The sequence below is a fragment of the Bradyrhizobium sp. CCBAU 45394 genome (genome assembly GCF_028128655.1).
Classification (GTDB): Bacteria; Pseudomonadota; Alphaproteobacteria; order Rhizobiales; family Xanthobacteraceae; genus Bradyrhizobium; species Bradyrhizobium diazoefficiens.
The window spans coordinates 35,824-47,543 of record NZ_LBIX01000157.1; the positions used below are offsets into that span (position 1 = coordinate 35,824).

At 61.5% G+C, this 11,720-nt stretch carries 12 protein-coding genes; 2 read left to right on the plus strand and 10 right to left on the minus strand.

Going from position 1 to position 11,720, the window contains the following annotated elements:
* Positions 1 to 2 precede the first annotated feature (2 nt).
* From WN73_RS17885 to opgC, 5 genes are all read right to left on the minus strand, one after another.
* Positions 3 to 953 (minus strand): sulfonate ABC transporter substrate-binding protein, encoded by a 951-nt coding sequence (locus WN73_RS17885; protein ID WP_271554050.1) that lies wholly within the window; start codon positions 951 to 953, stop codon positions 3 to 5.
* 383 nt (positions 954 to 1,336) lie between these two features.
* A complete protein-coding gene (locus tag WN73_RS17890; RefSeq protein WP_271554052.1) occupies positions 1,337 to 2,503 on the minus strand; it encodes a cytochrome P450 in 1,167 nt (388 codons plus the stop codon).
* A gap of 186 nt (positions 2,504 to 2,689) precedes the next feature.
* Complete coding sequence (locus WN73_RS17895; RefSeq protein ID WP_271554053.1) at positions 2,690 to 3,223, minus strand: methyltransferase family protein; 534 nt, start codon at positions 3,221 to 3,223, stop codon at positions 2,690 to 2,692.
* Positions 3,224 to 3,308: 85 nt separating this feature from the next.
* Complete coding sequence (locus WN73_RS17900) at positions 3,309 to 3,758, minus strand: IS5 family transposase (RefSeq protein ID WP_271554093.1); 450 nt, start codon at positions 3,756 to 3,758, stop codon at positions 3,309 to 3,311.
* 490 nt (positions 3,759 to 4,248) lie between these two features.
* Entirely contained in the window at positions 4,249 to 5,622 is a 1,374-nt protein-coding gene (opgC, locus tag WN73_RS17905; RefSeq protein WP_271554054.1) for an OpgC domain-containing protein, read from the minus strand.
* 482 nt (positions 5,623 to 6,104) lie between these two features.
* On the opposite strand from opgC, the gene WN73_RS17910 reads away from it, so the two are divergent.
* On the plus strand, positions 6,105 to 6,767 hold the full coding sequence (locus WN73_RS17910; RefSeq protein ID WP_271554056.1) for a response regulator: 663 nt from the start codon (positions 6,105 to 6,107) through the stop codon (positions 6,765 to 6,767).
* On the opposite strand, the gene WN73_RS17915 is transcribed toward WN73_RS17910, so the two are convergent.
* The 4 genes from WN73_RS17915 to WN73_RS17930 all read right to left on the minus strand — a co-directional run bounded on the left by WN73_RS17915 (position 6,762) and on the right by WN73_RS17930 (position 10,698).
* Complete coding sequence (locus tag WN73_RS17915; protein WP_271554058.1) at positions 6,762 to 8,993, minus strand: MASE1 domain-containing protein; 2,232 nt, start codon at positions 8,991 to 8,993, stop codon at positions 6,762 to 6,764. The two genes, WN73_RS17910 and WN73_RS17915, sit on opposite strands and share 6 nt — an antisense overlap.
* Positions 8,994 to 9,028: 35 nt before the next feature.
* Positions 9,029 to 9,262 carry a hypothetical protein gene (locus WN73_RS17920; protein WP_133415036.1) on the minus strand — a complete coding sequence of 78 codons (234 nt, stop codon included), beginning with the start codon at positions 9,260 to 9,262 and terminating at the stop codon, positions 9,029 to 9,031.
* A 210-nt stretch (positions 9,263 to 9,472) separates the two neighbouring features.
* A complete protein-coding gene (locus WN73_RS17925) occupies positions 9,473 to 10,255 on the minus strand; it encodes a helix-turn-helix transcriptional regulator (protein WP_271554060.1) in 783 nt (260 codons plus the stop codon).
* 236 nt (positions 10,256 to 10,491) lie between these two features.
* Positions 10,492 to 10,698, minus strand: a complete 207-nt coding sequence (locus WN73_RS17930; protein WP_060910315.1) for a hypothetical protein — start codon at positions 10,696 to 10,698, stop codon at positions 10,492 to 10,494.
* 292 nt (positions 10,699 to 10,990) lie between these two features.
* Between WN73_RS17930 and WN73_RS17935 the strand changes: the two genes are divergently transcribed.
* Entirely contained in the window at positions 10,991 to 11,134 is a 144-nt protein-coding gene (locus WN73_RS17935; protein ID WP_156149870.1) for a hypothetical protein, read from the plus strand.
* A gap of 85 nt (positions 11,135 to 11,219) precedes the next feature.
* Here WN73_RS17935 and WN73_RS17940 read toward each other — a convergent pair whose 3' ends face one another.
* Complete coding sequence (locus tag WN73_RS17940) at positions 11,220 to 11,708, minus strand: hypothetical protein (protein WP_271554062.1); 489 nt, start codon at positions 11,706 to 11,708, stop codon at positions 11,220 to 11,222.
* Between the last annotated feature and the right edge of the window lie 12 nt (positions 11,709 to 11,720).

The following is an 11,720-nucleotide window of genomic DNA, read 5'->3' on the forward strand; positions in this document are numbered from 1 at the left end:
GATCAGGCTGCCGGGTTGCGCCAGACGATGTCGCGGATCACGATCGGCTTGGGGATCAGGCCGAGCTTGTGGAAGCGGTCGGCGACGCCCTGCTGGGTCGCGACGATGTCGTCGGTGACGGGACCGACCACGAAGGCCGAGCGGTTCGCCGCGATGGTCTGGATCTCCAGGGGAATGCCTGTCACCGCCGCCAGCGATCTGGCGACCTCGTCGCGGTGCTGCTCGGCCCATTTGGCCGTCGCGGTCGTCACGTCGACGATCTGTTGCAGGATGGCGCCGTGGTTCTTCGCGAAGTCGCGGTTGGCGATGTAGAAGGAATTGGTCTTGGTGACCTCGCGCGCGTTGATCAGGATGCGGCCGTTCTGCCTCGTCTCGCCGATCGCAAAGTACGGATCCCAGATCGCCCAGGCCTCGATGCTGCCGTTGGCGAAGGCGGGGCCGGCGTCAGGCGGCGTCAGATAGACCGGGGTGATGTCGGCATAGGTGAGGCCCGCCTTCTCCAGCGTCTGCACCACGATGTTGTGGGCGCTGGAGCCCTTGGTGAAACCGACGCGCTTGCCCTTCAGCTCGGCGATGGCGCGGATCGGCGAATCCTTCGGCACCAGAATGCCCTGGCCGTTGGTGATGGGCTGGCCGGCGGCATAGACGATCGCGGCGCCCGCGGCCTGCGCGAACACCGGCGGGGAATCGCCGACCGCGCCGTAGTCGACGCTGCCGACATTCATCGCCTCCATCATCGGCGGGCCGGAGGAGAACTCAACCCATTTCACCTCGATGCCTAAGGCTGCGAAATGTTTTTCCAGGGCGGCCTGCTGGCGCGTGATGACCAGCACGCCGTTCTTCTGATAGCCGATACGAATTTCCTTCACCGCGCCTTGCGCGCGGACGCGCGAGGCGACCGCAGCCGCGGCTGCCGTTCCAACGGAAAGTCTCAGAAAGTCACGACGCTGCATTCCACACTCCCGGCCGCATGCGGCCGTCATTCATTCACGCCAGGGAATGATGGTGCGGCTTGCCGGAGGTGTCGAGACACGCGGAAAAATAGCGATGCGAGCACTGCGCGCGTGGCAGGGCGCATGATTAATCTTTCAAGCGGCCGCGATGATGCAGGGAGAATTTTTCCGCACGCGAATGTGAGAGCCGCGGGGATTTGGTGCGACGATGCAGGGCCGGAACATAAAACGTCGAAAACAACCCCATGCACAGTAGCCGACCATAGTCGGATCAATAGCTTACGCGGCAGGCCGAGTCGTTTGACCCGTCGGGCAAGACAGGAGCATGATGGCATGATCGGCGAATGGGAGCTGTTGTGGCGCGAAGCTCCCTTCCAGCCGGCCTAGTGTAGCCATCTCGCCGGCAAATTCTGCAAGCCACGGAACGCCCAGCCGCCGATCCGCACTGGCTCGTCATCGGCAATCTCGATCCGGCCGGCACGCGCGAACAATGTCGGCAGCGCGACGTCGGCGATCATGGCGCGCGAGGCCCAGGCACCGGCGCAGAAGTGCGGGCCGGCGCCGAACGCCACGCTCTTGCTGGTGTCGCGCCGCACGTCGAACTGGTCGGCGCGCTCGAAATGCTTCTCGTCGCGGTTGGCGGAACCGAACATCAGGAACACGCGCTCATCGAGCTCGAACGCGACGTCGCGGATCGAGCATGGCTTTGCGATGCGCCGCGGCGACATGCCGATCGGCGAGATCCAGCGGGCATATTCCTCGAAGGCCTGGAGCCAGGTGACTTCGCCGCGCCGGACGAGGTCGAGCTGCTCGGGATGGGTCAGCAGCGCCCACACCGTGCCGGCGATCGCCTTGCGCGGCTCGTTCTGGCCGCCCGATATCGCGAGTTTTACATTTGCGCGCACACTCTCCATCAGCATGCCCGACGCGAGGAGCACACCGAGGATGCTTTGATCGGGATTCTTGCGCATGACCGGCAGCATGTCGTCGATCGCCGCATCGATGCCCGACGTCGCGGCATGGCAGCGCGCCTCGACGGCGGGATCGCCGACATAGTTGGCGATGCCCTCGATCATGCCTTGCGACCAGGCGTCCATCTCGGCAAAGCCGATATTGGTGAGGCCGGTGATCGACTTCAGGCATTCGCCGGAGAACGGCAGCGCGAAATCGCGCATGAAGTCGATCCGCCCCGGCTCGATCGCATCGATGATGCGGTCGGCATGGGCCTGGAACAGCGCGGTCCAGTAGCCTTTCACCGTCTTCGGCGACACCGTCGGAAACATCGCCCGGCGTTCGACCTGGTGCGCCTCGCCGTCCTTGCGCATCATGTTGTGGCCCATCAGCCGGTTCATCAGGCCGGCGGGCTGGTGCGAGGAGAACACGTCGATCTGCTTCTCGGAGATCGAGATGTCGTCGCGGCTCGTCAGCAGCGTCGAGCCGAGCTGCGGCACGAAGGCGATCGGCGCCTCCTTGCGCATGTTCGCGAGCATCGGATAGGGGTCGGCCCAGAACGCGGCCGGGTCGATGTCGATGCGCGGCGCGGTGCTCAAGGCGGTCTCCCTGCTGTGTCCCGCCAGACTAGCGCGTTCAGGAGCTGCCGTCTGTCCCCAGCGATTGGGACAACGTTCGTTAAGGCCACATTCCAACCGAGCGCCAGACAGCGTGCCTGCTCGCGGCGCCGGTGAAGGGTCCGAGACCGGTCGCGAGCAGCGGCTCGCACAGCCGCGGGCCACCGATCATTTCAACCGCCATGGGGTCATCCGCGGTATCCAGCGCGGGACGGCGGCGCGGAACGCCTCGTACTCACTCCCAAACGTCCGCTCGAGCGTGGGTTCTTCGTACGCCACGACGAAGACGTGGAAGAAGAGCCAGAGCAGCGCGCCGTAGACGATGAGGCGCCAATCGCCCATCAGCACCGCTTGACCCAGGATGATGGCAACGACCGCGACGTATATTGGATTACGCACATAACGGTAGAGACCGGTCACCACGAGATTCCGGGTCGGCGCGATGGGCGCGGGGGTGCCGAGCCCTTGCAGCGCGAAACGCGCAAATGCGTCAACGAGCCCAGGTACGCCTGCGAGAATCATTATCGCGCCGATGCCGCGCGTCAGCTCCAGACCAAGGAACGGCGGCCGGAAATGCCAACCCGTGATCGACCATGGAACGAGCCCCGCCAGCGTACATGGGGCGACCACGAAGAAAACCGCCGAGCCCAGGACGGCAATGGTTCGTTGCACGGCGGTTCCCGACACTCGCTGCGAGCTCATTCCAAGCTCCCCGTCATGGTTTCCCATCGTCATCCGGGTGCCGACACGCTCGCCATGTTATCCCAAAAGCGGAAACCGCGCACGACTAAAGCCAGAATGCCACGGCGGCAACGAGGCACAGGGCTGAGAAGTAGTTCCGAGCGAGTTTGTCGTAGCGCGTTGCGATGCGCCTGAAGTCCTTGAGCCTGCAGTAGCAGCGCTCGATGACGTTGCGATCCTTATAGGCTTGCTTGTCGTGACGTATGCGCTTCTTCCGATTTGACCGGCCTGGGATTACCGGTTTGATGCCGTCCTTGCGCAGAGACTCGCGGAACGAGTTGCTGTCATAAGCCTTGTCACCGAGCAACTCGGCGATGCCGTCGAGCAGACTGACACATGCCGGCCCGACTGTGCAGTCGGCGGTATTGCCAGGCGTGAGGATCAAGACCCACGGGCGGCACAGCTTATCGACAAGGCCGTGAATCTTGCTGTTGCGCCCGCCCTTGGTGATGCCAATCGCCTGTTCCGACGCCCCCCTTTTCCGCCGCCAGCGCAGCGATGCGCTTTGACATGCGTGCCGTCGAGAGCCATTCGTTCCGGCGGTTCAGCAGGTTCGGCCCGCCGCCTCGAAGATACTCTGCCAAATTCCCCGCGTACTGCCCGTCGCTAAACCAAACCAAGTTCGCCCGCATCTGTTGGCCCCCGATTCGGTTGACCAACCCGTTGAATCTCAACATGGATAATTGGGTCTTAACCCTAGGTCAGCCTGCGCATGCCAGTGGAAAGGGTCTCGTGTGAACCCACCGGGGTGCAGGTCGTAAATACGAGGGCAAACCGGCTGCACTGCCAGTCCGCGCCGAGCGCGGCGCTGGTGGGTGATGTCAGGTTGACCGACAGAAATGCCGCTACGCAGGCCAACGTCACGTACGCCGCGATCAACATCGCTCTCTTGTGGGTCCTTGGTTGAGAAATCATGGCCTTGGCTCCTGTACGATGGCCGGACGATCAAGGGGCAGGCTCCACAGTCCCTTGTCGGTCCTTGTGATCTAATCCACATCCTGACCCGCACTTTTCGCTGGTGGCCCGAAGGCGTGCGCGATTGCTGGCACTGGATCCGCGCGGCAGCCGGACTCGCGCACCGGAGCAAACAGCATCTTTAGTCGATCAACCTTGTCGGCACAGGCGAGTACCGCGGGCGGAACGTCAACGCCGAGTGCCCTGGCTGTCATGGGATTGATGACCAGCTCAGACCTGGTTGGCTGCTCGACGGCCTTCGCATGCAGCTGCTGCCTGGGTTTGATCATGACCAAATGCAGCAGCGCCGCCACCACGATCATCACCAGGACGCCGCCAACACTGAGCGCGATCTGCATCGTCAGCCCCTCCGAGATGTCGAGCAGCGCCAGGTGGCTGGCCAGCGTCAGCAGAACGCCAAGGCAGTAGATTGGCAGCGAATTCCGGCCACAGAGAATGGCGCCACGCATCACCGGCGTCGTCAGCCCTCGCCAATCGCGAGGCATGAGCCATACGGCCAAAACTGCAAGGGCCAGAAAATGCAGCAGTCGCAATGGAGCGAGATTCGATTTGTCCATCGGGTAAAACAGCGTCAGGAGTGCCCGAGGGACCAACGCTTCCAGCGGTTTGACGCTCCAGCTCAATGCGATGATGAGGCTGATCAGCAGATAAAGAACCGCAGGAACAAGCACGGTGCGTGAGGTCACCCACGGTCGAACTCTCTTGCCCTCGATGATCCACCACGCGCCAAGCACGAGCGGCAGCTGCCAGGCCAGCGGATTGAAGAACCAGTGGCCGTTCGGCCATGCCGGGATGGTCCAGCCGAAGACGTGCACCAGTGCGTAAAGCAGCAGCGACGCGCCCAGCGTTGCGTTCGGCGCTCGCAGCAGCAGCCACAGCAGCGGCGCAAACAAAAGGTGATAAAGCACGAAGAGCGGCAAGATGTCGGTATTCACCGGGCGGTATTGCAGGATCGCCGCGTGCGCGAGCGTCACGCCCGGCTGGTCCAACAGAATGCGCGTATTGCTCTTGTCGGCAAGAGGGCCGCCGCCTGCGAGGTGCACCACGATGGCGCAGGCGAGGGTAAGCAGTAGAAATGCGACATAAATATCCCAGCTTCGCCACAGCGTCCGGCCGATCACGCCGGTCCAGCCCCCGCTCTGCCGTGCCTTGCCGTAGGACAGCGCGCAGGTCAAACCCGAAAGAAACATGAATACTTCCGCCGCATCGCTGAAGCCGTAGTTGCGCAGCGTCAGCCAACTCCCGATGTTGTTGGGGACATGGTCAAGAAAGATCCACCAGAGCGCGATGCCGCGGCAGGCATCAATGCGCAGATCGCGGCCGTAGCCGTTCAGCTCCGGCACCGCGCCTGCGAATGGCTTCAGGGTGGCAGTTCGATCAAGCATCTGGTTCCCCGTCCGGCGTCCGAACACGTTTCAAGAGGGACCGAAACTGACGAAAAGCATCAGCCGCGCCGAACCCGGCCGCGAATTACGGCGACGCCTGGTAGAACCTCCTGGCGCGGGAGCTGTCGGGTGACGATTATCGTTCAACGGCACCGCGCGTAAATCAGCCGGAGGTCCTCACGGAGGGGTTCCTAGGTCCTATGATCAAGGTACTTACAGATATCCGCAGTCTGAATCCGCGACTCTGGCGATCCGCACTCGCTTTTTTGGGCGTCCCGTGAGCTGATTACAATTACAGCATACAACGGCATTCAACTTCTATCTTGAGTGCCTAACCGTGACCCGCTGGCTGGACCAGCGATGAAGAGTGGACGGTTTCGGGGCCGGTCTTCCCGCCAGCCTCTTCCTCGCCAAAGACCCAAGGGCGGGTGTATGATTTCTCAAATTGGATCTCCGTGCCATGGGATGACGGAGAGCTTTTCATGAAAGTCCTTATTGTTGACGATCATGCATTGATACGCGAGGCGTTGTGCGCGGTCCTGAGACAGCTGAAGCGAGAGGCCGTCATATTTGAAGCTTCGAGCAGCCGTCAGGCAATGGACATAGTCGAGGAACATCCCGACATCAGCCTCATCCTGCTTGATATCAATTTGCCTGACAGAGATGGATTCTCTGTCCTCCGCGAACTGCGAGACAGCTATCCGACCATTGCTATCATCATTCTTTCGTCCTCGAATGATCAAGACACAGTCAAGCGCGCTTTCAAACTTGGCGCGCTGGGTTTCATCCCTAAAACGACCGAACGAGAGGTCATGCTCAACGCCATTGAGTTGGTGTTCTCTGGCGGTATTTACATTCCCTCTGAAATTCTGGAGGAAGCACCGTCTCGGCGGCTCGCAAATAAACCAACGACGCCCGACTTTCTCAGGGGTCTCGGATTGACCGATCGGCAGATCGAAGTGCTTGCGCTTCTGATGAAGGGAAAAAGCAACAAGATCATTGCCAAGACGCTCAACATGGCAGTGCCGACAGTGAAAAATCACATCACGGTCGTTCTCAAGGCGCTCAGCGTAACGAGCCGCACCGAGGCAGTCATCAAAGTGGGGAAAATGGGCTGGGAATCGCCGCCGAAATCCGAGTCATGAAGCCGCCCGGGTATCCCTCCCATCGCCGTGATCCATCAAGAGCTCGTGCATGACAGCGCGGAGCCGCATCGGGTCGACAGGCTTGTGCAGCAAAATGTATCCCGTATCCTTGACCTCACGTGCTGGTTCAGGTGCCGTATCGCCGCTGATGAGAATGGCTGGAATGGATGAACCGAACGCCGCATTGATTTTTTCAATGGCTCGGATCCCGGTCTTTCCATTCGCAAGATGATAATCCGAGATGATGAGATCGGGGCGTTGCTGGCGCTCCGCAAGTCGGATAAGTGCCGCTTCGTCGGATCCGGTGGTAAGGACGGTGTATCCCCATCTGCCAAGCAATCCGCCCGTTCCCTGCTGGACAATTGGAGCATCGGCAATAACAAGAACGAGCTTGCCTTCGACTGCAAAGGCCGCGGGGTGGGGAGAGTCGACGGGCTCGGCGGATGTATCGCATTCATCGGCCATCGGAACCAGGATCGCGAATCGCGAACCTCGGCCCACGGTCGAAGCTAAGTCGATTGGATGGTTGAGAAGCAGGCGAAGCCGGTCGACAATAGCCAAGCCGAGCCCCATGCTGCCGTACCGGTTCCGGTCTCGGGCGGCCAGTTGAAAGAACTCGCCAAAGATATTCTGCTTCTGATCCTCGGGAATGCCGGGACCACTATCCCATACTTCGATGCGCAACATTTGACCGCGCCGGCGACAGCCGACAATGATCCCACCCCGCAACGTATAGCGCACAGCGTTGGATACCAAATTGAGCAGTATGCGTTCGAGCAGCATGGCGTCGCTCCGCACCCAGGCGTCACTTCGCCTGACGCGTAGACGCAAGCCTGTTTCTCGCGTTGCCTGATCAAACGTCGTCTCAATTTTTTGCAACAGGCGCGCGATCGGGAATTCAGTAATTGTGGGTATAAGGATTCCGGCATCCAGCTTGGACATATCCAGCAGCGAATTGAGCATTTCATCCATTTCCTTGCGCGTTGCATCGATCAGCTCGATCGTCCTTGTCCGTTCCCCCGATCTGAGCGGCATGCGCAGCTGGGCAATGAACAAGCCCAGTGCATGCAATGGCTGCCGCAAATCGTGGCTTGCCATGGCAAGGAAGCGCGATTTTGCTGCATTGGCGAGCTCAAGCTCCTGCGTACGCTCTGCGACCTTCCGTTCGAGTTCGACCTGCGCGCGGCGCAGACGTTTCTCCCCCCTCTTGCGGACCTCGACGTCGGCGCTTAGTAACAAGCTCGGAACCGTAATGCTGATCAGGAACATCAACACCAGCAGGAATGAAACGTTGAGGTCCGTGGTCGTGAAGGGGCCGCCGCCCGTGAGCGTCCCCCAAACCGTGATGCCGGCAAGCACCAGCGCAACCGTTGCGGTGTCACGTGGACCGCGGCGCAGTGCCGCCCACAACATTGGCAGAATCGCAAGAAAGCCCAGTGGATCTCTGCTCGGCGTTTGCTCGATCAGGGGACTGAAAGCAATAAGTCCAACAGCCGCCGCTGTTGCGAGGACGCCGACCGTCTCCAAACAATCATTGCGGTTGAAAGCATGGTCGTAGCTTGATGCCCAAAGCACGACAACGGGGGCAATCACCAGCGCGCCGGTCACATCTCCCAGCCACCATGTGACCCAGGCGTTCGCGAAATTGGTCCGATCGATGTACCCGGCGGTCGCCAGGCTGGTCAGTCCAATGCTGGCGCTGATCGGCGTCGCGATCACGATGCAGATCAGAGCAAACTTCGCGACGGAGTTTGGTCTCGAGAACGTATGACGGCCGCGCGACCATCGATTGACCAGATAAGCGCCAACGACGGCCTCAAGAGTGTTGCCGGAAGCAATCGCAATTGCGGTGGCAACAGAGCCGGCGGTGGTCGCATTGGCGATCACCGCTGCAATGAAAATTGCGGGCCAGGTCCGATATCCCCACAACAGCACCGCCGCCAGCGCGAGACCCGTCGGTGGCCAAATTGGCGTTGCACTGGGATGAACAGAGGCGAGAGCGAGGCCGCCCTTTGCCAGGACGAAATAGATCACTCCAATCGCGACCAGGACGCCGGCATATCTGGTGCCTTGGCGGAAATTCATCTCCGGCGTTAGCGATCGTGGATCGGACATCGTCGACGCCTGGACCAGGCAGTTGGATTGTCCATCATGGCTGACCTTTTGATCTCCCTGATAAAGATCGAAGATCGCTACTTTCCCGTTCACCAAGCGGTTGATCGACACCCCTACGTCCGATCGGTGCGACAATGCAGATGCGCTCAGATCGGATTGATCACTGCAGTGCCGACGGACGAAGAGATGGCGCGCGTTTGGTTCACGAGGGCAAACTCTCTGCCGATGCCGATCGGCATCGGCCTGGGGGCTGGAATGGGCGTGGCGGTGAATATAACGAAGACGGAGCCTTCCGGAGGAATGCTTTGGGCCTGGACATTGCCAGCCATGAGAACGGTAGCAACTAAGGACATTGACAGAACTGAATAGACATTTGCCATTGCGGCCTCCTAGAACTGCGAATTGGAGCTACAGCTCGAGGATCTAAAGTCGCACAAACCTATCGGAGCTGAGCGGCCCGTCGCTGACTCTGATAGAAACCAAGGCCGCCCCCTACAACCGCGGCGGCCACCGCAATTGCCCTGCATCATCGCAAATCGGGTTCATTGAGGAAACTACCCATTTCGAGTTAGCGGACCTGAGAGTACCCCTTAGTTCAGGCCGCTCGGTCCCGCGAGCAGGCGCAGCACGATCGAAAACAATTCATTCTGCGAGGAGATACCCAGCCGCCCATAGGCGCGCTTGCGGTAGGTCAGCGTCGAATGCAAGCTGATGCCGAGCGCCTGCGAGATCGCCTCGGAGCTGAAACCTTCGAGGATGCGCCGGCAAACCTCCCGCTCGCGCGGCGTGAGATCGGCAAGCGGCGCGTGGGTGGCGAACAGCGCGGCGAGAGACTGATCGGGCGTTGCGCTCCGCTGAAAATGGCGCGCGACGCTCGCCCCGATCGCAGGTGCGATCGCCTGGAGGCGTTCGCGCTGGGCGTCGCTGAAGCGGCCCTGCGCGGCGATGCGATAGAAATTGACGTAGAAGCAGGTGTCCTCGACCCAGATCGCGGTCGCGCATTTGTCGACGATGCCGGAATCGTTGAAGAAGATCTTGCGGTAGCGCGCGCCGTACATGCGCGGGGCGAAAGTCGGAAGCACGATCGACGCGCCGCCCTCGCCTTCGAACAGCGCATCGCGGTTGGGGTCGGTTTCGTGGAACTGCCCGGCATAGGCCGCGCCGAGATCGCCGCCGATCGGGATGTTGCCGGCATCGAGCAGGCAGCGGGCAGCGCCGGCCCGGCTCAGCGCAAACACCATGCAATGGCCGACATCGGCCTGCCGGCGCAGCGTATCGATCAGCACGCTCGGAAAATCCGGCCGTCCGATGGCGAGCACCGCGGGCGTGACATCGCCAGCCGCTATATTCGAGGCCATCCCGTGGGGCCGCATCGTTATCCTCCGCCAAACGTCTTTTGGCGGAGAATATCAGCAAGGGCGGCGTGCCGGAAGCTGGCCGTTACCATGCCGCCTCCGGGTCCCGGCCCGGCGCCGTAGCGCTACGCCCCGTCGGCGGCGCGCTGCTGCGTCACTCTTCGGGAAGTCCCAACGCACATCCCGATCCAGCTGCTTGTACGTGACCGCACCGCTCGACCAGGTCCATCAGCGAAAGGGATCTTGAAGCCTGATCACCGATCATTGTTGGGGACCCATTCCTCCGCGGCTGTGTCCCAATGATGGGTATCGTCGAAGTATTTCCAGGGCGGCCGCCTCGGCTTGCTTTCGCCCTTCCGTCGATTTGCATTCAGTGCACGGAGTTGGACGGCGAGCGCCCCAACCATCATCCCCCATTCGCGCGCGTTGTATCGGGAGTTCCATTTGATTGCTGCGAGCATTGGATGCCTCCTTCAAAGCAAGAAGCTTCCGCCACGTTAGCCCGGGCCAAGAACACGGGATGTAAGCTACTTCACAGTCGGCCAACATCTTCGACATAGCCGCGGGCGATCTCTGTGTACGGCGACCGGAACCTACGTTCGCTCGATATTCGGGCGCCGGGCATAGGTCATGTTGCCGCGCGATCAAAGCGCGCGCGGCGAAACGTAGCATTGTCCCTGTGCGCGAAGGCACGTCCTCTCGACAGAGCGCATTTTATCGCTGGTGGACGCCCGCTCAGATAGAGGCCAGCGCATGCTTGAGCTTTGGAACAGCTGGTACGACACCCTAGCCTCGGTGGAGGCGCTTGCCACGGTCATCGTCATTGTCCTGGTGGCTAGCGGCGCCATTACGCTGGCGGAAACTCGGCGGCAAAAAACGCGTGCAACAAGGGATTGATCTAGGGGAGTACACGCCCTACCCCGCCGCCGCCTTCGCCGGGGCGGCGTTGATGGCGAGCTCGCCGTAGCGGTCGGTGTGCGGTCTATTCGCACACCATCACGCGCCGGTAACGTCTGTAAACGTAGTAGCAGTCACTGTCAGAGGAATAGCGCGAGCCGCCATAGGCGTAGCCGGCAGCGGCTCCGGCGTAGGCGCTGGCCGCATACGCGGCGCGATAGCCGTACCGGGCTCCACCGTAGCGGCCGTAGCCTCCGAAGCGGTTGTAGGTGACGGATGTGGCGCGAGCGGCGTTCGCCACCGCCGGGCTGCCGCGCCCGCTTCCAGCGAGAGCCCCGCGCGGTGCAGCTCCAGCACCGAGGCGGGGCGCCGGGCCGCCGAGGCCGGCATGCGGCACACCGCCAGGTCCGATCGGCGGACGAGCCGCGAAGGCCGGAGGACCTCCGGCTGCTATCGGCGGAGGCCCCGCCATGGGCGGCGGCGGCGGGAATTGCGCGGACGCCGGATTTGACGTCAACGTCACCGTTGCAAGTGCCGCACCGATGGACAACATCAGACCTGTGTTGCGAAGCATTGTACTTTCCCT